Raw genomic sequence first — 24,896 nt, 5'->3', positions numbered from 1 at the left:
TGATTTTTTTTAAGCCAATCTGCATATTCTAATTATTTAATTATTTCTTTCACCTCGCCGCACTTGAGCATTTTTTCTCCAAAGTACGGATTGCGCACTTCTTTGGTAGAACTAATCCATACGGCCCCTTTATTGTCGAAAGCCATTGGACAATATTCTAAGTAGAGCTCAGCCTCAGCCATTCCTGCTTTTTTTACCAGGCTGACCATTTCATTACTTAGATTAGAATAAGCAGCTCGCTGCTTATCGATATCGGGAGCTGAAACGATTGCCGTAGCACTTGCTGCAAGATTGCTGTTGCTGCTGATTTCCCGTGCTCCCGCTTCAATTGCATTCGCCGCCAGTTTTGCTTCAGCGACATTATCTTGGGCAAGGGCTACTGTTAAATGGGCATAGTGGCTGTATATCGCGTTTAAAATATCATCATTTATCCTGATTGCGGGATCCTTTAAAATTGGGACAGAGGCTTTATTATTCTGCTGAACCTCTTTCTTATTGTTTTCACCGTTACCGCACGCAATAAGCAGGAAGAGTGAGGCTATTGGAATTCCGATTTTGATTAATTTTTTCATTGTCTGTGTGATTGATTATTACATTTTCATTCCTGACATAGGGTTTTTGCCTTTCTTTAATATAAATTCACTGTACAAAAGATAGGCACCGGATGCAACGACGATATCTCCTTTTTTTAAACCGCTAGTAATTTCCACTTCATCGAAGGTTTCAGAACCAATAGCCACCATTTTAGGCTGATACTTGCCTTTTTCAATTTCAATCCACACATGTGTACCGCTGCCGTCTCTTATTACGGCATCTACAGGTATGGTTAATTTCATTTTTTGTTCTGATGAAGGCAGTAAAACAATTGCCTGTTGACCTGCCTGCCATTGCTTGTTTGGATTGGCAATAGCACCTCGCAGCTGTATGAGCTGTTTGCTTGTCTGCAGGGCAGGATTTATAAAATCTACCGTCATTGTTTGGGGCTGATCTTCATAACCCGAGACAATAACTTTTACTTTTTGGCCTATTTTAACTTTACCGGCATCTGCAGGATAGACATCAGCTTCGACCCATAAACGGGTATAATCTTCCAGTTTCATAATAGAGCCTCCTTCTGCTACATATTGGCCTTCTGTTATGGAAAGTTCTGCAACTATTCCTGAATACGGGGCATAATAAACAACATAAGGAGAAGCTTTTTGTTTTTTTAATAATTCATTAAGCTGTGCTTCAGATTGTCCATATAATAATAGTTTTTGTTTTGCAGCATTTTTTATTTGGGCAAATCGTTTATCCTCAGTAAAGCTTGCAGCCTGTGCCGTAGCTAGAAGGTACTCCTGCTGCAGGGCTGAAAGCTGCTCTGAATATATTTTGTACAAAGGCTGGCCTTTTCGAACGGGAACACCAGTTTCTTTTACATACAACTCTTCAATCCTTCCTGCCACGCGACTTGAAATGTAAATAGTTTGCTCAGGGTCAGTAACCAAACGTCCGTTAAGATGAGAAGAATTTGAAAATTCATTTTCCCCAGCAGTTATTGTAGTCAGATTAGCTAGTGCCTGCTGGCTCGGTCCCAAGGTTAGAAAGTCCTGTGCGTTGTTTTTTTCGAAAGGCACTAAATCCATTCCACAGATCGGGCATGAGCCGGGGCCATCTTTTACAATTTGCGGATGCATGGGGCAGGTATAGGTTTGAGCTTTTTCCTGACTGGTTTTTTTTTCTTCTTTTTGGGCACATGCTGTAAATAGAAGTGGAAAAACCATTGCAATGAGCAAAATAGTACGAATTATTAATTTATTGTTCATGGCTTAATTTTTTAATTTATTTTCTGAAGCTGTCTTGATAAAACTCTCACTGTCTATCATATAAGCCGCATTACTGGCGATATTCCAATTACTGATGTCTTGGTCTATTAGCACCATTCCATCACCATTATTTTTCGTTTTAACTTCTCTGGGAACAAACACGTCCTGCTCTTTTTTGAAAACGATGGATTTATTTCCTAAATTAAGAACGGCGCTTTGCGGAAGCCACCAGCCTTTACTGACAATAGGAATGGCTGCAGTTACTAATTTTCCGGTCTGAAATTTATTATCCTGCAAATAAATCCGTGCTATGGTAAAGTTGCTTCCCTCTTTAAAGACGGGTTGAATGAGTCCGATAGTACCAGTATACACGGTTTGCTTATCTGAGGGTTCATAAAACACCAACTTTTGTCCTTTTTTAATCTGGGATGATACCGATGGATCAAAAGCAAACTCAGCGATAAGGTTTTTGTTGGTATAAATTGTAAAAAGAGATTGTCCTGCACCAACATATTGTCCTTCTCTTAGCATAATAGCAGAGGAAGTAGGGGTAGATGCGCTGCTATTTGATGCTGCACTGCTACTTGAACCCATTGCGCCCATGCCATCATCTGACGGTGCGCTTTGAGGCGAAGCCGCAGGAGCTGCTGTAGAAGCATTTGCCGCTGCCGTGTTGTCTAAGATGTACCCGGTGGCATTACTGTAAACAGGAATGCGATAGGAGATTTTACCTGTTTTTAATACCTGTTGAATTTGCCCCTGCTGCATACCCAGGAGAGACAGTCTGTCTTTTGCTTTTTGAAGCATCGGATTGTTTGGGTCAGATTGATAAATAAACAACAACTCTCTTTGCGCGGCAGCCAGATCAGGGGAATAGATTTCCATGATCAACTGTCCTTTTTTTACGGGCTGGTAATTATAATTAATCAGCAGACGCTCAATCCTTCCGCTTACCCTGCTGGAAATGCTGGTCTGGTCACGGGTATCGTAGGTAATAATTCCCTGTACATGCATGGAGAATATTTTAGTACTCTGGTCAGCTTTTATGACAGATATATTTGAAACGACTTGTTCGTTAACTGGTTTTAGCAGGTGTTTTAAGCTGCTGTCTATGGCTGTTTCCGTTCCAGCGGTATGCCTTGGGACCAATTCCATCCCGCATATTGGACAGCTGCCGGGCTTATCCTGGATAACTTCGGGATGCATTGGACAGGTATATTCCTGATTTGTACTATGCTGGTGTGCTGGCTTATTGTTAGGCTCGGTTTTCTTGTTACAGGCTGTCAATAATAATATCGAAACGAATAACAATCCGACTAACTTAGCGATAGAGTTCTTTTTCATAATCGACAATCATTTGATATAGTTTTAATTTTTCATCTAATAAGTTATTCTGCAGCATATTTAAAGCTTCCCAGGAGTCAATTACTACAGGAATCTGCAGTTTGTTTTCCTGATAGTTCAGAAAGTTTACATCCAGCGATTTTTGCATTGAAGGGATTATTTTTGTTTCGAGTCCCTGGATTCTTTTTTGCATGGTCAGTATTTCATATTGCATACCATATAACATACCCTGGGTTTCCTGCAGCATGGCGGATTTCTCTTTCTCCATTGCCTGTACATTATATTGCATTGCTTTAACATCTGATTTATACATTTTTGATGACCATGGAGCAATAGGAATAGACATCATTGCCATTACCGAATAGGCTTTGGGCATCATTTTATCGAAAGAATTCATGTGGTCAAACTGGATTTTAAAAGAGGGATTTTTCTCCGCTTTCATCGCCTGAATACTGAGCTGCATCGATTCAATTCCCGCATCCATCTTTTTAATATCTCCCCGCACAGCAGCAAGACTTGTGGTGTCGTGCAAAGCAGGGTTGAAGACAGGAGTAATACTTGTGTCGATTGAAAAATCAGCATTGCCAGGCTGGTTCATCAAGCTGTTGAGCCATGCTCTTGCTTTTGCGATTTCACCTTCCTGCATGCGGATCATATTTTTGTTCTCTTCAATCCTTGCGTCAATCTTGTATACATTACCCAATTGCGACTGATTGTAAGGATAGCGTACTTCCTCAATCTTTTTCATGGTCAACATTATCTTTTCGTTCTGATCCAAAACTTTCATTCGCTCTTCGGCTACCATCCAGCTGTAGTAGAGCTGTTTGGCCTGCGCTTTATAGTCGTTAAGGGTAACGGTCCGCGTAGCGTTCTCAATATTTCCTTGGGACTGGATAAATTTTTTCTTCTTGTTTAGCTTTCCTATATTGGGGATATCTTGTTCAACTCTGAACATTAAAGATCCTTTGTCGCGGTCATCCATAACTTCCTGAAAAGGATAGGGTGTCATAAATGTCCCAACACCCACCATTGGTGCCATCCATGCCGTTGCGGCATCAGCACTATATTTGTACCCTTCAGCCTTTAGGCTATAGCTTTGCAGGAGCACGTTTTTTTTATCAATCCTGTGAAGGATTGTATCAAGAGACAAGACCTGTTGGGTCTGGCTCAATAGCTGTAATGGCAGTAAAAGCAATAGTACTGCCAGTATTTTAATGTTTGACATCATGTACTTCAAGTTTGCCATATTTTCGTAATTCATATTCTTTAGACATTAGGAAAATAAGCGGGGTTACTAATAAGATATGTACGGCAGAGGTAAATACGCCGCCAATCATAGGCAATACGATTGGTTTCATTACATCCATTCCGACACCATTGGACCAAAGGACAGGCACTAATCCAAATAATGAGACACAGACGGTCATTAGTTTTGGGCGTAATCTCTTTGCGGCGCCGTGTACCACATATTCTCTGAGATCGTCTTTAGTAATGGTTTCTCTTGAATTACCTTTGGCCTTGATAAGCTGCTCCATTGCATCATTGAGATAGATAACCATCACAATTCCGGTTTCCACGGCAATACCAAACAAGGCTATAAAACCTACAGCTACTGCCACTGATAGATTGACATCCCAGAAAAAAATTATATAGGCACCTCCAATCAAAGCAAAAGGCACTGTTATAAGACTTAAGAAGGCTTCTCTAAGGGAATTAAAGGCAAAATAGAGGGAGAAGAAAATAATAAGCAATACTATCGGTGCAATGATTTTAAGGGTCTTTTCTCCGCTGATCAGGTTCTCATATTGTCCGCTCCATTCTATAAAGTACCCTTCGGGAAGTATATTTTTGGCACTTTCTAATTTTTTCATAGCTTCCTGTACGGTTCCCCCCATATCACGATCACGTATGTTGAACATGACTGCCCCGCGAAGGAGTGCATTTTCTGAACTAATCATTGGAGGGCCATCTACGAATTTAATATCGGCAACAGAAGATAGGGGCACCTCTCCAAAGGTTGGAGACTGCAGGGGAATGCGTTTAATGCGTTCTACGCTATTTCTATAGTCCTGTGCCATACGAACGCTTATTGAAAATCGTCTTCGTCCTTCAACGGTATTGCCGATGGACGCTCCTCCTAAGGCAAATTCCACGGTTTGGTTTACGTCATCTACAGTGAGTCCATAACGGGCCAGTTCGGAACGATTGACATCAACATCCAGGTATTTGCCACCAGTAATAGGATCCACAAATAAGTCAGACACTCCAGGGGTTCCCTCTAAAGCCATTTTTACTCTTTCTGATACTCGCGCAATGGTATCGAGATTTTGACCGTAGACTTTAATACCCACGTCGGTACGAATTCCTGTAGCGAGCATATTGATACGGTTGATGATAGGCTGTGTCCAACCGTTTACCACACCCGGGATCTGCAGTTTGGTATCGAGTTCCTTAATAATGTCTTTTTTGTCTATTCCTTTACGCCATTCTGATTTTGGTTTTAGCATGATAATGGTCTCAATCATGCTCATTGGGGAATTATCGGTAGCTGTATTAGCCCGTCCGGCTTTGCCTAAAACACTTTCTACTTCGGGAACTGATTTTATTATTTTATCCTGTACCTGCAAGATGCGTTTGATTTCTCCATTGGATACATCAGGCAGGGTAACAGGCATAAATAAAATGCTCTGCTCATCCAGTGGGGGCATGAACTCTGTTCCCAGCCGCATCAATAATGGAATGGAAATCAATAACGCCAAAATATTAACCGTAAGGGTTGTTTTTCTCCATTTTAGGACCCAGCGTATGATAGGCTCATAACCTTTTTCCAAAAAACGATTTACGGGATGTGCATCAGTTGGACGGAATTTCCCTTTCATAAAAAAAGAGATCAGTACCGGAGCTAATGTAAGTACCAACAAGGCATCCACAATCAGTATGAAAGTTTTTGTATAAGCCAAGGGATGGAATAGCTTTCCTTCCTGTCCGGTAAGCATAAATACAGGCAGGAAAGAAGTAATTATAATTATGGTGGCAAAGAATACCCCGCGAGAAACCTGCTTGCTGCTTTTCTCAATTACTTTAAGCCTTTCCTCTTCGGATATCCACTGTGTTTTTTTGCGAAATATATTTTTAATTCTTTTCATCAGAGTTTGTTTCAGTTTTTTGTTCGGATTCCCATTGTGCATACCGTTGTGAGAGATGCTGGTAGGCATTTTCACTCATAATAATACCGTTGTCAACTATTACCCCAATGGCAAGTGCGATACCGGTAAGGGACATGATATTGGAGGATATTCCAAAGGCATTTAGAAGTATGAAACTCGCGGCAATTGTAATTGGGATCTGGATTATGATACTTAATGCGCTGCGCCAATGGAAAAGAAAAATAATAACGATAAGCGAAACCACAATCATCTCTTCAATTAAGGTGCGCTTAACCGAATCAATAGACTCTTTGATCAGATGCCCTCGGTCATATACAATATTGAATTTTACCCCTTTAGGAAGCCCTTTTGCGACTTCTTTCATCTTTTCTTTCACATTATCAATAACGGCATCGGCGTTTTCACCGTAACGCATCACGACGATGCCTCCAACAGCTTCGCCTGTACCATTATGATCAAAGATTCCCAATCGGGTTTCTCCGCTCATCTGGACTGTTCCTATATCGCTGACTTTTATAGGGATACCATTCTGGTTTTTCAGTGGAATATCCTCAATTTCTTTTATGGATTTCAGATAACCGGATGTCTTAATGATATAGCCAATATCACTCATGTCGAATTTTCTTCCGCCGCTTTCGTTATTATTGGCTCGTACGGCGCTTATAACCTCAGGGACAGACAGCTTATAATATAGCAGTTTGTTTGGATCAATGGTAACCTGGTATTCTTTTTGAAATCCTCCAAAAGAAGCAATTTCACTTACTCCGGGGACATTTTGCAAAGCAAATTTGACATACCAGTCCTGCAGTGCCCTTTGTTCGCCAAGGTCAATGCCGGGAGCGTCCAAAGTATACCAGAGTATATGGCCAACTCCGGTTCCATCGGGTCCCAATTGCGGTGCAACTCCTTTGGGCAGGGTGCTGCTAATTGTACTGAGCCTTTCCAGTACTCTTGATCTTGCCCAGTATACATCAACATCATCCTCAAAAATGACATAGATAAAACTCATTCCAAACATGGAAGCAGCCCTTACATATTTAATTTTAGGCAATCCCTGAAGGTTGGTAACCAAGGGATAGGTGATCTGGTCTTCAACGAGCTGTGGAGCACGTCCCATCCATTCTGTAAAAACGATTACCTGATTTTCAGATAGATCTGGAATAGCATCAATAGGATTTTTTTGAATAGAGATAATACCCCAAACAAATATTCCTGCTGATAATAGTAATATGATGAAACGGTTGCGCAGGGACCATTCTATTAATTTGTGTACCATAGATTTAATTTATTTTTGAAAGACTATCACTTACTTTTTCAATCCAATTGAGTAGCTGTTCTTTCTGAACAGTATTCAGTACTGCATCTTTATGGATCAGCGTATAGGAAGCCAAAGGCATTTGATTGGCTTTTATCTGCTTGGCAATTCGGTCTAATTTATTTTCCTGTTTTCGTTTCGAATAACTTCCCCATTGGCTGAAATTCAAATTTTCTTTTCCTTCCTTGATATGTCCTTCCATAAAGGTACGTGCCGGCTGGATGTAGGAGTACCATGGATATTGCGTGTTGCTGCTGTGACAATCGTAACAAGAAGTCTTAAGAATCGTTTGTATATTTTTGGGAATGGGATAGACTTTTGAAATGTGAATTGGTAAAACCTGCCCGTAATCGGAATTGCGGGCAGGCTGATACAATTGCATCAGTAGAAAAATAATTAACCCAATAAAAAGAATCTTTCTGATGAACCGTTTCATTTTACAATTGTTTTTTCATTGAACCGCAGGTAAGCATTTTAGAACCATAGTAAGGGTTTTTTATCTCTTTTGTTTCACTGATCCAGATAGCTCCTTTTCCACCATCATACATAGGGCAAGAATCCTGATATAGTGTTTTTGCAGCTCCAAAAGTTTTGATCAAATCATTTATGTCTTTACTCAATAGAGCGAAATGCTCTCTTTGATGCTCAATATTACCGCCATTGGCCCCAATATGTTCTGCATGCTCTTTGGCATCGTCAGCTATATCAAGATATTCAGCTTTGGATTTTGGATTTATCGATTTTACATTTGTGGTTTTGAAAGCCGAATACAGTGCCTTGCCAGCTTTAGCGGCCCCGTTGCTGTCATCTTTTGCGAGTGCATTTTTTAACGCTAAATAATCTGCAACAATTTGCTGAGTTGAAAATTTTGCTTCTGTTTTTTTGCTTTGCGCATTGCCAGAAACCATTACGCATACCATTAATATGGCTGAAAGAATTGTATTTTTCATTTTAATTATATTTTAAATTGTTTAAAAAATAGGTTGCTATTGATTTTTTTTCTAAATATCTATTGGACTGTCTACACAATAAACACATGGGAAATAAGTGAATATTCAGCAAAGAGTATCGCACGGCGTAGTCTAAAAAAATTAGATACATTTCAATAAATTATGAACATCATTAGTCACGAGAAAATTGAGTGGTCATTATGTAAACAGCCCGATAAATTTATTAGTACTTAGCTGTACTATAGTTCTTTTTTCATAGAACCACAGGTTAACATTTTTTTTCCTTGATATGGGTTTTTGATCTCCTTGGTTTCGCTTATCCAAATAGCTCCTTTTCCGCCATCATACATAGGACAAAAGTCCTGATACAATTTTTGTTCTGATTTGAAAGATTTTATCAAATCATTCATGTCTTTACTTAACACGGCAAAATGCTCTCTCTGGTGTTCAATATTTCCGCCGTTAGCTCCAATATGTTCTGCGTGTTCTTTGGCATCATCAGCAATATCAAGATATTCTGCTTTTAATTTCGCATCTATCGAATTGGGATTTACACTGTTAAAAACTGCATATAATGCCTTGCCTGCATCTGCAGCTCCTTTTGTATCATCTTTGGTTAATGCATTTTTTAGGGACAGATAATTACTCACGATTTCGTTTATAGAAAATGTTCCTTGAGCAGTCTGGGCTGTTTCTACTTCTGCACTTTTTCCGGCCGTTTCCTTTACTGGCTCGGTTAATTCCATTCCGCATTTGGAACATTTGTCTCCTTTTTTTCCTGTAATTTCAGGATGCATGGAACAGGCATACAATTGCGAGTCATTCTGAGCTGTCCCGGAAGCCGCTTCAGGAGCTGCAGTTTCTTTGTTTTTTGAATTACAAGCTGTAAGTACAATTGCCATTACAAGGGTTGAGAAAATTAGTTTTTTCATTTTTTTTAGTTTTTATCTCTAATGAATGTTTTTTTGTCTAACATTCCTTTGTTTGAGTGTTATAAGAATTATTCTTTTTTTGATTGCAAATCCAATCTCTATTTTGCCTTTTAAATGCCTTTATATCAGATTTATATTTTCAGCACCAATCCGTTGGGTTTTCTACCGACATTAATCGTTTTAGAGACCGTATGGTTTGATACATTAACAACAGAGACCGTATTGGCGGTCTGATTGGTCACATAGGCAGTATTTCCATCTGCTGTAAATGTTATAGCATGTGCACCGGCACCAGTAGTGAATACACCTCCATGAACCCACATCATCTTAGTCTGGTCCCAGGTCCAATAATGGACTTTTGCATTGACAGGATCACTTACCCAAAGTTCTTTCTTATTTCCATTGTGAGACGCTATTCCAGGCATAAATCCTAGATCAATGGTTTGGCCTACGGCATCGGTTGCCACATTGATTACCGAGATAGATTGCCCGTCTTCATTATCAACATACATTCTGGCGTCAGTTCCTGTCCAGGCACCCACAGGGTTTTTTCCCACAGCAACTGTGGCTGTAACCTGCTTGGTTGCGGTATTTATAACTGACACAGTATTGTCATCTCCATTAGCAATATAAGCCTTAGTCCCATCAGAAGAAAAGGTAAGCTCAGCGGGCATCATGCCAACTGCAATGGTGCTTTTCAATGCGTATGTTAAGGCGTCATAAACCAGAACTTTTCCATTGATGTCCATTTGCGGCACCCAGATTTCTGAACCATTTGGGCTGTATATTGTGTTGTGGTTCATCATTGGCAGGCTGATATTTTTTACTGTTGCCCCACTGGCTGGGTCAATTACAAGGAGTTTACCTGTCATTCCTCCCATACCTGCGGTATGGCCTGCAGAGAAGTCCATTCCGGGTACACCGATAGCCAGATGATTGGAATGTAAAGAAATGTGGTGCGGCCACATGATCATATCGTTGCCGCTGCCCATTAGGCTTAAGGTTTCTGTAACTTCATTAGTTTCCAATTTGATTACTGAAATTGTGCCGTCCTGACCATTGACCACATAAGCGGCAGGATAGTTTATATTCAGTTTTGGATCGGACATATTCATATCATCCATTTTACTGCAAGAAAACAGCGAAACGGTCCCTAAAATTAAAACTCCAAGCATTGAACTAACGGTTATTATATTTTTCATTTTTTGATTTGGGATTATTTGATTGTTTCTATAGTTGATCCACAGCTTAACATCTGTGAACCGTAATACGGATTCTTGATGCCGCTTTCTTTGCTGAGCCAATTCGCATCAACCATTGGACAATGATTATAATAAACCGGCTGCGGCTGATCAGCAGTTTTTATAAGATCGTACGTGTTTTTGGAAAGGCTTTTAAAGGATTCCCTTTGCTTTTTTACATCTTGGTTTTCAGAAATATTTGTGGCATCTGAAGCTAAACTTTTCATTGCATTCATCCATGCAGTATGTTCTTTTGGCTTTAGGTTCTCCATTTTAATAGCATTGATTGCAGTAAGGAGCTCTTTAGATTTCAATGCGGCAGTTTTAGCATCTGTTTTCACCAAAGCATCTTTTACATCAAAGTAGCTGTCGAAAATTGCTTTAAAAGGACTGTTTTCTTGTGCATCTGCAGGAACTGCGGCTGTATGCTGTGAATGATCCATTTTACCCATATCCATTTCGGATTTTTTTATTGGAGCCGCCATATTTGTTCTTTCATATTGGCAGCATTGTGGAAGTTTTGCATAGGCGTCACCAGGAGCTAAGAACTGGTCGCTGTCATATCCTGCTAAGGCAATTCTTTTCAGGACTTCATCCTGATTTGTTTTCTTCTCATCATAGGTAATAGCCGCTATTTTGGTGTTTTCATTCCAGTTTACCGAAGCGATATTTTTGATGTTTCCTGCTTTTTCAATAGCAGTTTTGCACATTAAACAATTACCATAAATTTTTGCATTTATGTTTTTTGCATTTTTTATAGGTGCGCCAAACACTATGACTGACAGCAATAGAGTGATTGCCATCAATCCTTTTTGAATTGATTTCATTTTAAAATGTATTTGAAGTGAATATTGCTTTTGAGAAATAATTGCATACAAGAACTGTATAGAGAATTATTCTACAAAAAGCGAAAAATAAAAAAATGAAGCAGTTAGGCTTCCTTTTTTGACACACGTATGGCTGTCAAAAAAGGTATTTAGCTTATTTTAGGGATAAGCCAGATAGTATAGAAACCAGAGAGAATGGAGGTTTCTGAACTGTGGAATTTTTGTTTTTTAGAAAAAACACTTATAGTGATGTTTTTAAAGTCAAGTTGGTTAAAGAAAGTAATTCCTCCGTTACAGATTGAGACACAACCGCATGACTTGTGCCCACATTTATGACCGCAGCAGCCATCATTATTTTTTTTGGAATGACTGCCATCTTTCGAGCAGCAATCATTGTCATGATTTTTGGAAGCTTCTTTAGTATAAGAAATCTTTCCAGAAAGTTTTCCACAAGCAAAAGTAGCCATTGGCATCAAGAAGAAACCTAAGGTAATAATTACTATGATGTGGAATCTTTTCATAAGACATGTAAAATCGTAAACAAAGATAATTATAAAAATATCTCTGTTTATAAATGAAATGTTAAAATTGTTATTTTTTCATAGTTTATTTAGAAATGGATTTTTCTTCCCCTGTTTAATAGTCTGCATTGAAGGCAGTACGCTATTGAACAGTAATTATTTTTTTTTGATTTGAACAATCTAAGAGGAAGATTGCTATAAATCAGCAAGGAAAATTTCAGTGTCTGAAATGTTATAAAGCGGAAAAACCGAAAGTTCTTCGGTTTTTCCGCTTTTAGCATTGTTCTGCTTTCTTCTTTTTCATTCGGGAGCGAATCTGATAAAGGTTTTTTTTCATCAAACTGAAAATAGCTTTATGATGTTTTGAATTGTGATTCCTCAAACCACGGCACTGTGCTATTTCCATTTTAGAAAGAGAAACCTCTATAGTTTCGATTGGTTTGTTGTCAATGCGTGCAGAGAAGAGCAGGGAATCTATCTTTTTGAAATACTCATTGGTAAAAACACAGTGTCTCAGGCTGTCGCCTTCGGTCATAAATTCAGAAACATTCTCCAATACTGAAATAGTAATTCCTGCCCCTGAAAAGCATAACCCGAAAAACTGTTTTTTCTCCTCAGCATACAGACCTTGCGCTTTTTCTATTTCCGCACGCATTTTCACAAGATATTTTTTTCTCAGCAACTGCTGTTTTTTCTCCACCAATCTGTCATGCTCCAAGTGTAAATCAGCAGGACAGACGAGCAGGGCGGAGGTTATGTCTTTTTTAAACCAACGCAAAAGTTCGATATAATCCTCCCAAATTCCAAAATCGGAAACTGTATAATTCTTTTTAAGACATATTTTTACGGCCTGCCAGTTGCGCAGGACATGCTGATGGGGAGATTCAAGGTAATAGCGGAGCCATGAAATCTGCCTAGTTTTCAGCAGAGTTTCAGCACAGTGGTCTTTTAATAATGATGAAAGCAACACCTGAGGTGCTACCTCATAAAAACTTGTCTTAAAGCCATTTCGTTTCAATACGGGAAGCACTTTCAAGCGTGGATAAAACCTGTAGGGGTTGATTCGGTACTTGGGAGAGTTCTGAAAATCCTTTGGGCGGATTTCAAGGGGCGAATAGTACTGCCATGCATCGTATGCGTGCGAAAAAACATTTGTACTGCGTGACATGGTGCGCACTTCGCCTTTTGGGTTTATCCAATGCTGCATCACTTCGGTATGGGAATAGGAGGGCAGACAGTTCTTCTTCATCTGTTTGGTCGAACAAATGATGCGCACTATTTGAAAATCCGAAAGACAAGTTACTACTGCGCTGTATTCTATTTCCTTGAAATGCACTTGATTGCAACCGTGCATTTTAAGTTTTCCTTTACAGGCTAAGCAAGCCGTAAATTTCGCAGACTGTTTTTCGGATTCGGGTTTCCAAGCGTTTCCACAGTCCAGACAGTGAAATTTTCCACGTGATAAAACGCCCCATTTCAGAAAAATGGTCTTTTCTGCCCATGAGTGTATTTCGGGGGTAATGGGCGCAAGGGATTCGCTTAATGCGACTATCTGTTTTTCTATGGCGGTATGCGGTTTCATAAGTCAAAAAGTGTTAAGGTTTGCTGTACGGGTTTCGCTGTATGCAACACTACAGTTTCAGGTCTTGCGACCTGCGGAGTCATTTCAGGAGCAGAGCTGAATAAATCAGCCTTTACAGGCTGATTTACCACCACTTTACAGTTGATTGGTGCAGGCGCACCAATACTGTCATCGTTATAATATTTGAGTGCCATATCAAAGATTTCCTGATTGTCAAAGGCGCACAATCCTGTTTTTTTGACCTCGCCAAAAATGTAACTGCAACAGCTCTCGATGTTTTTGGTTTCTTTGGCAAGGCTTTGGGCAAAGGCTGAATCGCCCTGCGCAGTTGTATTGAGATAATTCTCTATAGCAGTTTTAAAGTCTTCAGATGGTTTCATGATGGAAAAAGTTTGATTAATAGCTATTGTTCAAAGACATCTCTGTAAATGCCGTAGCAGTACTCCTCAAAGCAGAGCCAGCATAAAAAAGTATAGTGGGGCAGTTTATAGCGGTTGGCTACAGGCTCTCCGAATGCTTCTTCCAAGTCCTCTTTGATGCCTTCCAAATCTTCAATGTGTTTGATGTAAAAAGCTTTGCAGTCGTTGTGGTAGATAAATTCCCCTATCATACCGCTGATACAGCCCCCTTTCTGTAAGTCTTCGAGGAAAGACTTCAACTGCTGTTTTTTCTTTCCGTTATAGCTATCCAAATGGCTTAAAATGATTTCGTTGAATACATGGCTTACATCGTAGTCCGTATACTCGTTTTTGTCTAAGGCTTTCATAATGTGATTTTTTGGCGTTTATAAATACAATCCTAGTATCTGCCTTAGAAAGGCAGGTCATCGGGATCGTCTGAGGAATTTTGTTTTTTAGGTGCAGAAACTGCGCTCGCAGATGTGTCCTCTTTTTTGGCAAAAGCCAAAATCTTAAGGCTGTTGATGTGAAAGGTTAAAGACCCCATAGCCGAGCCGTCGTGACCGATATAAGTACTCAGCCCCACACGCCCGAAGAGCTGAACTAGCGTCCCTTTTTTAAGCCATTCGGCAAGTTTGGCATTGAGCCAATACGAGCAGTCGATAAAAGTTGTAATCTGTTTGTACTCGGTGCTTCCTTTGGGTTTGTAGCTATCATTGATGGCAATGGAGAAGTTAACGACCTGTTTTTTATTTCCCACTTTACGGGCTAATGCATCTTTTGTAATACGTCCTGTGATTTCCATGATTTTAAATTTTAGCGTTACTGTTATTTAAAATTTCTTTCTCCCTGCACTCCCAAAAATTGTTTTCAAAAGAAAAAACGGGAAAAAAGAAAGCAAGAATCAAGTGACCGGTTATGAGGATGCGGAGTGCTATAAGTCCCGAAGGGTGGCAAGCGAAAGCGGCGCCATTATGCGCATGCAGCATACGGCGGGCACTATCTTGGCTGCCTTTTTATGCCGTTTCGAATGAAAATGAATACTTATCTATTTGCTGATTTTTAAAGTTTTATGCAGTTGGTTTTACTACAACAAATGTGGCAGGACTTGAATTCTCATCTTTAGGGTACTGGCTGGATTCGTTATTAGGATGGGTTATGGTCAGCTAGCTATATGGGAGTTATTTTGAAAGAGAATTGATTGTAATCTTTAAGTAAATTTTTTAGATATGCTCTGAATACTGCTGAAGTCCAATATTAGCGAGGTTTTATAGGTTTGTTTGTGTGGTAATATTACGGTTAACCGTAAAAAAAATACGATTTTTTAAAAAAATATTACACTTTTTGTGTTTTGAATATCAAAATTTATTAAATTTGTACCATAACCTACAATAAAAAAACAGAAAATGTACACTGAAATATTAAGAATCATAGAAGGAGGATTGTCGAAAGACTCTAGCAAAGTTTATAGTTATGCTAAGCTTCTTGCTGATAAAGTCATGAAAGACGGTGATGAAAAGATGTCAAAAATGATTTTAAAAGTAATCGAGAAAAAAGAGCCCAGTGTGGCTGTGACTATGGATGAGTTATTGACTGTGCCTGTAGATCATGAAAGCAGAATGAGTATTGTTGATATTGAGATTCCAAATAAAAACGCCAGTCCAATTGTGCTGCCCCCATTGATGCACAATAAAATTTTGGATTTTATAAGTGCAGTTAAGCATCAGAATAAGTTAATTGGACACGGAATCGAAACTTCTAATACTTTGTTGTTGTATGGTATGCCTGGAGGCGGAAAGACAACTCTTGCGAGATATATTTCTCAGCAGACAGGCCTGCCTTTAGTTATTGCAAGATTTGATGCAATTGTATCTTCTCTACTTGGGAATACCGGAAAAAATATCAGAAAAATATTTGATTTTGCTGATAATAAACCCTGTATTTTGTTTTTAGATGAATTTGATGCAATTGCAAAAGCACGAGACGACCAGCATGAACTTGGTGAGTTAAAAAGGGTAATAAATAGTTTATTACAGAATATTGATAGTTTTTCATCAAGTAACATACTTATTGCGGCAACAAATCATCCTGAATTATTAGATAAAGCGATTTGGAGAAGATTTAATCATGTAATAGAGGTCGGAATGCCAAAGGAAAATGAAATCAGTGAATTATTAAAAGAGTTTGTAAACGATTTTAAAACTGATTTTTTTGATGATAAAAAGAAATACGACAGACTAATAAAATTATTGGAGGGTAAATCCCCATCAGATATAAAAACAATAGTTAATAATTCAAAGTCACAGGTTATTATTCATGAGAAAGAGGTACTAACTTATGATGAGCTACTTTTTGAAATTTTTGAATTTAATAATCACGGATCTTTTTCTTATGACAAAATGATTGAATTTTTAAATGATAATGGTATTTCACAAACAGCAATTGCAGATAAAATGAATGTTTCATTAAGACAGGTAAGAAATTATCTAAATAAATAATTAAGATATGGCAACCGAAAGAAATTTACCAATTAAGTTTTTCCAGAAAAGAGAAAAAGATGAATCCGGAACTGAAGGTGCCGGAGGAGGTCCTATGCCTAAATGGGTAAATAAGGACAACATCGCTGGAAAATCTATAATTTTTAGAGAGAAATTGATTGAGGTTGACCAGCTTTTGAAACGAAAAGTAAGTTCGGATAATTATACTCCAACTGTTTTAAGACTTAAAGTCAACGAAGACGCACTTGCCAAGAGATTTCGTAAAGAAATAGCTTTGATCTTCAATGTGGATAAAAAACTTAATTTAATAGGTTTCAATTCAGAAAGTGAATTACTGGTTAAAGTGGACAATGCACGTGATGTTAAGAAGATGATCGATAATTTTGCAAAAGCAGATCAGAATTTTATTTCAGATTCAATTATAATGGGTATCGATGCTATTGAGAATATTGAAGTTTATCATCCATTAATTAATGTTAATCCAAATACCGAATCTAAGATAAAAGTTAAGCTGTTTAATTATGGAGACAGTGAATTAAATAGAATTCTTATCCAGAACTTTGAATCTTTCTGCCAAAACAATGATATTGATGCAGAACAAACTGTTTATTCTGCAGACCTCAACATATATAGTATCGCTTCTATTACTGAAGATGCTCTTGATTTGCTGCAGGATTTCGATGGAATACAAATGATAACAGAAATGCCTACTTATGACATTACTTTTGATGAAATGATCGGTGAAGACGAAATTCCCATAAAATATCCAAAAGCTGGAAAAGAATATCCGATAGTAGGGATACTGGATTCGGGTGTGGCAAACATTCCGCATTTCGAGCCATGGTTGGAGAATGACCGCAGCACTTATTTTATTGATGATGTTATTAATAAGGGGCATGGAACTTTTGTTGCAGGCGTACTGTTGTATGGAGATGATTTCCAGGGTAATAAATATACCGGTCTTGAAGGGTGCAAAATTTATGAGGCTATCGTTATTGCAGATAAAAACAAACAGGCTATTTCTGAAGATGAGCTCATTGAAAACATCAGGGATGCGGTAAGCAGAAATAATCATATAAAAATTTGGAATCTCTCACTTGGTACTGCTACAGAAGCAGATTTATATGAGTTTTCAGATTTTGGAAAAGCATTGGATGAAATTCAGGATCACAACGATGTGCTGATTTGCAAATCGGCAGGAAATTGTGAAAATTTTAAATTCAAAGCACCAAAATCAAGAATCGCTAATTCAGCTGATACGGTTAGAGGGCTGGTAGTGGGATCGATTTCACATGATCAGAATGCAACGGATCAGGTAGGAAAGCATAATCCTTCGCCTTTTTCCAGAAAAGGTCCCGGGCCTTCCTATACGATAAAGCCTGATCTTACTCATATTGGAGGAAATGCAGGTTTGAATTCTAGAAATACTGCAATTTACAATACTGTTAAGTCATTTTCGACCTCTGGAGGGGTAGCTCATAATGTCGGTACAAGTTTTTCGACACCGCGTATTACAGCTATTGCTGCGGGTTTAAATTTTAAGCTAAACGAAATGTTTAGCCCAACGCTGCTTAAGGGCTTAATCATACATTCTGCGAAATATCCAGATGAGATGAAGATGGAGCTTGCGGAAAAATTAAATCATGCCGGATTTGGTCTGCCTACCAATATTGATGATATCTTGTATAATGAACCAAATGAGATTACATTAATTCTGCAGGATAACTTAGAAAAGGGAAGCTTTATTGATATTTTGGATTTTCCATTTCCTCAGAGTATGATTGATGAGGATGGATATTATTATGGAGAAGTTACAGTTACGCTGGTAACTTCTCCAATTCTCGAAGTTTCACAAGGAGTAGAATACTGCCAAAGTAATATAGATGTTATGTTTGGCAGTTATGATACTAAAGTAGCCAGGGACATTACCCAGAAAACGATTAAAAACCCAATTGGAGCAGATAATCGACAAAATCTTTTGGCGCCTAATCTTTATTCACGAAAAACGCATAAATCTGTAACGGATAAATTTTCAACAGAGCGTATGCTTATTTCTTACGGAAATAAATTTCAGCCGGTCAAAAAGTGGTGCGTTAATTTTGATGATTTCACTCCTGCCAATAAAGAGCATTATTTAAAAGGCCCTAAAAACTGGTATTTAAAACTCGAAGGTTTGTTCAGACATTATACCGAGGCGAAGGCAGAAGCTCAGAATTTTACACCTAGTCAGGAATTTTGCTGCATAATAACAATAAAAGACACAAAGAAGCGCGGTAATATTTATAATGAAGTTACTCAGCTATTGAATAGTTTTAGCTTTATCCATGGCAATGTTAAAATTAGACAAGAAGTTGAAGTGAGAGTTGATAATAAAAATTAATAAAATGAGATAATTGATAAACATAAAAAAACCCAATCAGAACTTGGCGGTGCGGATTGGGTTAGGGAATAAGTTTGTTCGACTTCTATATAGAGGCTTATCACCTCTGTATCCCTGCATTTGTTGTGTAAAACTAAGTTGTTTTTTTATCAAAAACAAAATTTTAACAACAAAAGTCTGGTTCTTCCACCTCTTGGAAGTTCTTAAAGTCTTTAGAGGAAATTTTATATAAATAATAAAACACAAGTACAATGGAAAACTCCAATAATAAAAGCGGTCATGTAGAACCAAATAAGCATGAGGATAAAAACTCAGGCTCTGTCCTTAAATATGTAATTGAAGGAAAAGACTATTTCACAAAAGACCAGTATAAGACCGGTAAGGAATTAAAAGCAGAAGCAGGTATTCCTCTTGAAACAGAACTTTACCTGTCCATACGCAAGCCTTACAGTGATGAATTAATTGATAACGATACGAAGGTCAATCTTGCCAGACCAGAAACAGAGTATTTTTTTGTGAAGAAGAAATTGCATTTCACCATAAACAAAATACCCTTTATTTGGTATAAGCAATTTATCAATGGTGCCAAGATTAGGGAATTAGGCAATATTGATCCCAATGACGATTTGTATCTCGACATCAAAGAAGGCTATGAAGATGATTTTATTACTGATGATGAGATTGTAGATCTTGCGCGCCCTGGTGAGGAACATTTTTTTTCCAAGCCAGCAAAGGCTGATTTCATAATTATTGTAAATGCAGCTCCAAAAGAATGGAAAAAAAGAACCATATCCTTTCAGGAAGTTGTTGTGCTGGCATTTGGATTGTATGATGATAATCCAAATAAGGGATACACGGTTACTTACAGTAGAGGTCATGATCCTAAACCAGAGGGAACGATGGTTAAGAATTCGGTGGTTAGGGTTAAACATAAAATGATTTTCGATGTCACAGCAACTGATAAGTCATAGTGTAGATCTGAAGCGTCTTAGAGACGAAGGATATGAAATTGAAGTAAATGGTGGATTTTTATTAGTCCACCATATACCTTATTTGAATGATAAGAGGGAACATCTTTTAGGAATATTGGTAAGTACATTGACCTTAAAGAACAATGAGACTACTGGCGTGCCTGATAATCATGTGATTTACTTCATTGGTGAGAACCCATGTAATGAAGACGGCTCCCTAATAACGGCTATTCAGCACAGTAACGTTGATGCAACGCTCCGTGATGGAATAACGGTGAATCGTTCTTTTTCTAATAAGCCTGCCGCAGGTTATCCTAATTACTATGAGAAGGTAAAACGTTATGCGGATATTATTTCGGCGCCAGCTAAATTTTTAAACCCCTCGCTTACCGAGAAGACATTTAAAGTTATAACTGATCATGATAATCAGGGTGTATTTCATTATTTGGATACTAATTCAAGCAGAGCAAATATAGATATGCTTAATAATACATTCTCTAACCAAAAGATAGCCATTATTGGTTTAGGCGGTACCGGAGCGTATATTTTAGATTTGGTAGCCAAAACACCAGTAGCCGAAGTGCATATCTATGATGGTGACAGTTTTGATCAGCATAATGCTTTCCGCTCGCCTGGTGCAAGCTCCATTGAAGATCTTCGTGCAAATTTGAAGAAGGCAGAGTTTTATGGTACAACCTATTCTAAAATGCACAGGAGAATAATTTCTCACCCTTACTATGTAAGGAAAGATATTTATAGCGAACTTGATAATATGTCTTATGTATTTATTTGTGTTGACAAAAACAGTGTCAGAAAATCTATATCTGATTATCTTGCAAGTAAAGGCATATCATTCATTGATGTAGGACTAGGGGTAAATGTGGTGGGTAATAAACTTATGGGAGCAGTTCGCGTAACATCCGCAACAGCAGAAAAAAGTGATCATTTGCCCGATAGGATATTTAGCGAGGACAATGATAATAATGATTATGTCACCAATATACAAATCGCGGATTTGAACTGTCTTAACGCTGCATTAGCGGTAATAAAATGGAAGAAGCTCAGTGGTTTTTACGTCGATCTGGAGGGGGAGCATCACAGTTCCTATTCAATTGGTGTTTCTAAAATTTTCAATGAAGATGCTACAGTATAGATTCGTTGAATTTATACCGGAAATATTGGAAGACGGAGTCTTGTATGTTTCCATGGAATATTGTACAGCCATACACAAATGCGTGTGTGGCTGCGGCAATAAGGTAGTGACCCCAATTTCTCCTACTGGCTGGCAACTTGAATTTGACGGTAAATCGATCTCATTATCTCCTTCTATTGGAAACTGGAATTTTGATTGTCAATCGCATTATTGGATTAAAAAAAATGAAATTAAGCATGCAATAAAGTGGAATCAGGATGAAATACAAGAAGGCAGGGATAATGATTTGAAAATGAAAGATGATTTTTATTTTTCTGCAGATAAAAGATTAGATAAGACAGAAGAAATATTAGATAAGCCCAAGTCGAGACATTGGAACTTAAGGCACTTTTTTAATTTTTTTTATAAATTTTAATAATCAGTTTAAAATTCATTTGCAGAATATGATAATTGGTACTTCTACTTAAAAGAAATGTTAATCATAAAATGAGAAGCAGATTATAAGTTTTAAGTAATAAGTTCTTTTAAATTAAATTGAACTTATTACTTTTATTTTTTAAATTTTAGATTTGTAATATATTCATTATGCTAAAATTGCCTGCTCATTTGAGTACATGTTCTTGTATAATAAATGTAGATGTAAGGTTGTATTGCAGTTAGATGACTGATTTGTTATGATTTCATTTTCTGTCTGGGCAGATTAATCTCATGTTCCTGCGGATAAGGTTTACGATGTGTCATACTTACATCTTCTCGAATCTGTTCGTGCACTTTATATTGTCTGTCATTGGTATTTGAATATCTGGGGTCAGCAATGAAAGGCATTTTGGCCATTTTGGTTACAGTAATAGTAGGGAAGTGATAATCGACCTCAACATTTCCTAGTAATAAATAACAGCCTCCTCCCTGAAATGGATATTTTGCAAGACTGTCTGTAAAATGTGCAGTATCGAAAAATTCCCCATCAGCATCAATCCAAGTTCCGAAATACATAGCACCCATCTTAGTAGGGACATGCTTGCGTGAGATGAGATATGCCAGCATGCGGACAGTTTTCTTATGATGCATCAATAAATTCTTTGCCATTACATCACCTCTGAATTTTGTCTGCAATAAATCAAAAGGGGAGCAGGATACAGGGAAACTTAAGAGCTCTATTTCATCAAAGGCATCTTCAAATTCAGAACGTTCCAGTTTTGGAAGCTCATATTCCTTGACAGGTTCCTGAATAAGCATCAGGTTTCGGTTCTCAGGCTTAAAGTTGACTAAAATAAGCCGTGCAATTACAAGCAGCTGGTTTTTTGATTTACCTGTGAAACGGAATGCGCCGATGAAAATAAGGATCTGTATTCCTTCGATACCGATAGGAATGCGGTTGATAAAATCTTCAAGCGATTTGTATGATCCGTTTTTTTCACGTTCCTGCTGTATAAGAAGAGCGATTTTAGATTCAAAACTCTGAAGGTGCATAAAGCCCAGATAGACATCTGTGCCGTATAGTGTGGTTTCAAATTCACTTTTGTTTACACAAGGATTGTGAATTGCAGCTCCCGACATTTTTGCTTCATAGACATATACTTCTGTGCGATAAAATCCTCCCTGATTGTTGATTACAGCCACCATAAACTCAACAGGATAATAAACCTTGAGATAAAGGCTCTGATAACTCTCTACCGCATAAGATGCAGAGTGTGCCTTACAGAAAGAATAACCAGCAAAAGACTCTATCTGGCGATATATTTCCTCACTTAGCTTTAGCGGATGGCCTTGCTGTACACAAGATAGAAAGAAATTATCCTTCACTTTCTGCAGTGCTGCCTTAGAACGTCCTTTCCCTGACATGGCACGGCGCAGTATATCTCCATCAGCTGCTGGCAGTCCGCCATAATGCAGTGCGATTTTGATAACATCTTCCTGATATACCATAATACCGTAAGTCTCGCCCAATTGTTCCTGAAAAACAGGATGGAAATACTCAAATTTGTCTGGATGGTTATGGCGGAAGATATACTCTTTCATCATTCCTGACTGCGCCACGCCCGGGCGTATGATAGAGGAAGCCGCTACCAAAGTTTTGTAATTATCACAATTTAAACGACGAAGCAGTCCCCGCATGGCTGGGCTCTCAATATAAAAACAGCCTATAGTCTTTCCTATTGCAAGGAACTCATTGCACTTAGCCTCATTTTTTGAAATTGTAGTATCACGGATGTTAAGACGAATACCACACGGCGCATTTTGAGGGCTCTCCGGATGAGAGCGGGTAAGTATAGCTCAATATGGTGCCAAGTCCGCTTGCTTCGCTCAGGCGGTACGCCAGCATTGTCTGCTGCATGAATTCCGGATTGTCGTAGTAGCACATGAAAGCTATCGGATCGCTGCCGGAATCACAGCCGTTCAGCTCTAGGAATACATCAGTGGCGTCAAAGACAGATGTCGAAATAAAATCGGCAATCAATTCTGCCGCGGTTCCTCTGGCGCTGCCCGGAAAAGCATCGGAAAGATGGGATATCCGGAGACTGCTGGATTGGGAACTGCGGCCGCTGTAGTGCAGCACGTCAGCGTCGGGAATAATAATGAGATTCCCCTTGAGCTTTTCAGTTTTTAATTCGCGGCGAAGCTGCAGAAGAGAAGCGGCGGCGTAAAATCCGCCTTCTCGGATTCCGGCCGCTACGGTAAGGGTTGGACCTTTTTCGCGCCCCCTGATAAGGGTTACCGGAAGGTCAGCCCAAACCGAATCCGAGGATTTCAGACAGATGACCGTATCAGTTATCGAAGCATCCTGTTTTTCCAGGTACTTCTTAAGCGAGTTCTTTTGAGACCGACCGATGCAGGCTTGCCAAATGAAGCTGATAGGATCAAGGGCGGAAGCCTTTATTTCCGGAGAGCCTTCCCCGAAGGGAAGGCAGTTCCGGAAAAGCCTAATTAAGCTTTCAGACCAGCACGCTGAGTGCGGCAGGCTCTGCCGAAATCCGGCAGATGTTGGTCCTTAATTTATAATGCTCCCCGTCGATCTGCGCGTCGGTGAAGATCTTCATTGGCATTTCGATCTGCAGGCTCTGCACCAGATGGTGCTGTGCCTTTTTGAATCTGCTCACCGAACGGGTCAGGATGCGGTATCCAAGGGCTATCTTTTCGAAAAAGGAAAGCTCGGGAATGAGCACCAGGTCAAGTTTTCCGTCGGTCAGCATCGCATCGGGGGTAAGGGTCATATTATAGCCCATTTCATTGGAATTGGAAACAAAAACGATAAAAGGCCTGATGGGAATCACCCTGTCATCAAAAGAAACGATGGCCGGCTGTGCCCTGTACTCAAAGGCTGCCGCAACTGCGGCCTTTACATAGGCAAAAAGCATCCTTTTTCCGGAATGCTCGTACTTTCTGATGATCATGGCGTCGATGCCGATGCCGGTGTTGCTGAAAAAATAATGCTGGTTGATCCTTCCCGCATCTATTCTTATTTTCCTTCCTTCCCTGATCACTTCAAGGGATTTTCCGATCTCATGCGGTATGTTCAGATGCGAGGCCAGGCCGTTTCCCGACCCCAGCGGGATGATTCCCAGCTTCACATCGGTGCCGATCAGGCAGGAAGCCACCTCATTTACGGTTCCGTCGCCTCCGCAGGCGACGATAATGTCGGGATTATGCTCGAGGGCCTTCTGCGTGAGGACAAGCGCGTGCTTTCTGCTCATGGTGTAGTCTGTCCTGATCTTATACCGGTCAGAGGGAAAAAACTGCCTGATGTAAAAATCGGGCATGCTGTGCCGTCCTGCTCCGGAGACCGGATTTATTATGAAATGTATATAGGTCAT

22 protein-coding genes and 1 pseudogene are annotated in these 24,896 nt (G+C 39.0%); 5 read left to right on the top strand and 18 right to left on the bottom strand.

All coding sequences use genetic code 11. The features are described 5' to 3' along the window. Nucleotides 1-32: 32 nt before the first annotated feature. The 16 genes from FJOH_RS15970 to FJOH_RS15895 all read right to left on the bottom strand — a co-directional run bounded on the left by FJOH_RS15970 (nucleotide 33) and on the right by FJOH_RS15895 (nucleotide 14,887). A complete protein-coding gene (locus FJOH_RS15970) occupies nucleotides 33-572 on the bottom strand; it encodes a DUF3347 domain-containing protein (RefSeq protein WP_008463745.1) in 540 nt (179 codons plus the stop codon). An 18-nt stretch (nucleotides 573-590) separates the two neighbouring features. Continuing rightward, nucleotides 591-1,805 carry an efflux RND transporter periplasmic adaptor subunit gene (locus tag FJOH_RS15965; protein ID WP_008463746.1) on the bottom strand — a complete coding sequence of 405 codons (1,215 nt, stop codon included), beginning with the start codon at nucleotides 1,803-1,805 and terminating at the stop codon, nucleotides 591-593. A gap of 3 nt (nucleotides 1,806-1,808) precedes the next feature. After that, nucleotides 1,809-3,149, bottom strand: a complete 1,341-nt coding sequence (locus FJOH_RS15960) for an efflux RND transporter periplasmic adaptor subunit (protein ID WP_008463751.1) — start codon at nucleotides 3,147-3,149, stop codon at nucleotides 1,809-1,811. Continuing rightward, nucleotides 3,127-4,410, bottom strand: a complete 1,284-nt coding sequence (locus FJOH_RS15955; RefSeq protein ID WP_008463753.1) for a TolC family protein — start codon at nucleotides 4,408-4,410, stop codon at nucleotides 3,127-3,129. Before FJOH_RS15955 ends, FJOH_RS15960 begins: the two co-directional genes overlap by 23 nt. Then, a complete protein-coding gene (locus tag FJOH_RS27370) occupies nucleotides 4,361-6,295 on the bottom strand; it encodes an efflux RND transporter permease subunit (RefSeq protein WP_008463755.1) in 1,935 nt (644 codons plus the stop codon). Before FJOH_RS27370 ends, FJOH_RS15955 begins: the two co-directional genes overlap by 50 nt. Continuing rightward, nucleotides 6,282-7,592, bottom strand: a complete 1,311-nt coding sequence (locus FJOH_RS27365; protein WP_008463756.1) for an efflux RND transporter permease subunit — start codon at nucleotides 7,590-7,592, stop codon at nucleotides 6,282-6,284. The genes FJOH_RS27370 and FJOH_RS27365 overlap by 14 nt, the downstream gene beginning before the upstream one ends. Nucleotides 7,593-7,596: 4 nt before the next feature. Beyond that, nucleotides 7,597-8,067 carry a heme-binding domain-containing protein gene (locus FJOH_RS15940; RefSeq protein WP_008463760.1) on the bottom strand — a complete coding sequence of 157 codons (471 nt, stop codon included), beginning with the start codon at nucleotides 8,065-8,067 and terminating at the stop codon, nucleotides 7,597-7,599. Between the two features lies 1 nt (nucleotide 8,068). After that, nucleotides 8,069-8,581, bottom strand: a complete 513-nt coding sequence (locus FJOH_RS15935; RefSeq protein ID WP_008463761.1) for a DUF3347 domain-containing protein — start codon at nucleotides 8,579-8,581, stop codon at nucleotides 8,069-8,071. A gap of 239 nt (nucleotides 8,582-8,820) precedes the next feature. Next, entirely contained in the window at nucleotides 8,821-9,513 is a 693-nt protein-coding gene (locus FJOH_RS15930; protein ID WP_008463762.1) for a DUF3347 domain-containing protein, read from the bottom strand. 131 nt (nucleotides 9,514-9,644) lie between these two features. Beyond that, the gene (locus FJOH_RS15925) at nucleotides 9,645-10,715 is read right to left on the bottom strand and encodes a hypothetical protein (protein ID WP_008463763.1); all 1,071 of its coding nucleotides are present in this window, start codon (nucleotides 10,713-10,715) and stop codon (nucleotides 9,645-9,647) included. 14 nt (nucleotides 10,716-10,729) lie between these two features. Next, nucleotides 10,730-11,581: a DUF3347 domain-containing protein gene (locus FJOH_RS15920; RefSeq protein WP_008463764.1), complete on the bottom strand. Its 852-nt coding sequence runs from the start codon at nucleotides 11,579-11,581 to the stop codon at nucleotides 10,730-10,732. A gap of 149 nt (nucleotides 11,582-11,730) precedes the next feature. Further along, nucleotides 11,731-12,102 carry a hypothetical protein gene (locus FJOH_RS26835; protein ID WP_035690951.1) on the bottom strand — a complete coding sequence of 124 codons (372 nt, stop codon included), beginning with the start codon at nucleotides 12,100-12,102 and terminating at the stop codon, nucleotides 11,731-11,733. A gap of 274 nt (nucleotides 12,103-12,376) precedes the next feature. Beyond that, nucleotides 12,377-13,684, bottom strand: coding sequence for a PcfJ domain-containing protein (locus FJOH_RS15910; protein WP_008463765.1), 1,308 nt, complete (start codon nucleotides 13,682-13,684; stop codon nucleotides 12,377-12,379). Beyond that, nucleotides 13,681-14,064: a PcfK-like family protein gene (locus FJOH_RS15905; protein ID WP_008463766.1), complete on the bottom strand. Its 384-nt coding sequence runs from the start codon at nucleotides 14,062-14,064 to the stop codon at nucleotides 13,681-13,683. Before FJOH_RS15905 ends, FJOH_RS15910 begins: the two co-directional genes overlap by 4 nt. A gap of 23 nt (nucleotides 14,065-14,087) precedes the next feature. Then, complete coding sequence (locus tag FJOH_RS15900; RefSeq protein ID WP_008463769.1) at nucleotides 14,088-14,450, bottom strand: DUF7222 domain-containing protein; 363 nt, start codon at nucleotides 14,448-14,450, stop codon at nucleotides 14,088-14,090. A gap of 44 nt (nucleotides 14,451-14,494) precedes the next feature. After that, nucleotides 14,495-14,887, bottom strand: a complete 393-nt coding sequence (locus FJOH_RS15895; protein WP_008463770.1) for a single-stranded DNA-binding protein — start codon at nucleotides 14,885-14,887, stop codon at nucleotides 14,495-14,497. 601 nt (nucleotides 14,888-15,488) lie between these two features. Between FJOH_RS15895 and FJOH_RS15890 the strand changes: the two genes are divergently transcribed. The 5 genes from FJOH_RS15890 (at nucleotide 15,489) to FJOH_RS15870 (ending at nucleotide 21,499) form a co-directional block, all read left to right on the top strand. Further along, entirely contained in the window at nucleotides 15,489-16,580 is a 1,092-nt protein-coding gene (locus tag FJOH_RS15890) for an AAA family ATPase (protein ID WP_008463771.1), read from the top strand. A gap of 7 nt (nucleotides 16,581-16,587) precedes the next feature. Continuing rightward, nucleotides 16,588-18,960, top strand: a complete 2,373-nt coding sequence (locus tag FJOH_RS15885; protein WP_008463772.1) for a S8 family peptidase — start codon at nucleotides 16,588-16,590, stop codon at nucleotides 18,958-18,960. Between the two features lie 251 nt (nucleotides 18,961-19,211). Continuing rightward, nucleotides 19,212-19,931, top strand: a complete 720-nt coding sequence (locus FJOH_RS15880; RefSeq protein ID WP_008463773.1) for a multiubiquitin domain-containing protein — start codon at nucleotides 19,212-19,214, stop codon at nucleotides 19,929-19,931. Continuing rightward, nucleotides 19,906-21,084 carry a ThiF family adenylyltransferase gene (locus tag FJOH_RS15875; protein WP_008463774.1) on the top strand — a complete coding sequence of 393 codons (1,179 nt, stop codon included), beginning with the start codon at nucleotides 19,906-19,908 and terminating at the stop codon, nucleotides 21,082-21,084. The genes FJOH_RS15880 and FJOH_RS15875 overlap by 26 nt, the downstream gene beginning before the upstream one ends. Beyond that, complete coding sequence (locus tag FJOH_RS15870) at nucleotides 21,071-21,499, top strand: DUF6527 family protein (RefSeq protein ID WP_235023017.1); 429 nt, start codon at nucleotides 21,071-21,073, stop codon at nucleotides 21,497-21,499. The genes FJOH_RS15875 and FJOH_RS15870 overlap by 14 nt, the downstream gene beginning before the upstream one ends. A gap of 257 nt (nucleotides 21,500-21,756) precedes the next feature. On the opposite strand, the pseudogene FJOH_RS15865 reads toward FJOH_RS15870, so the two are convergent. Then, nucleotides 21,757-23,310 (bottom strand): annotated as a pseudogene (locus tag FJOH_RS15865) (helix-hairpin-helix domain-containing protein); the annotation flags it as partial. Nucleotides 23,311-24,017: 707 nt separating this feature from the next. Next, nucleotides 24,018-24,896, bottom strand: coding sequence for a diacylglycerol/lipid kinase family protein (locus tag FJOH_RS26620; RefSeq protein WP_044047782.1), 879 nt, complete (start codon nucleotides 24,894-24,896; stop codon nucleotides 24,018-24,020).

It is taken from the genome of Flavobacterium johnsoniae UW101 (assembly GCF_000016645.1).
Classification (GTDB): Bacteria; Bacteroidota; Bacteroidia; order Flavobacteriales; family Flavobacteriaceae; genus Flavobacterium; species Flavobacterium johnsoniae.
The sequence above is the reverse complement of the archived record's forward strand: the minus strand, read 5'-3'. Positions and strand labels throughout refer to the sequence as shown.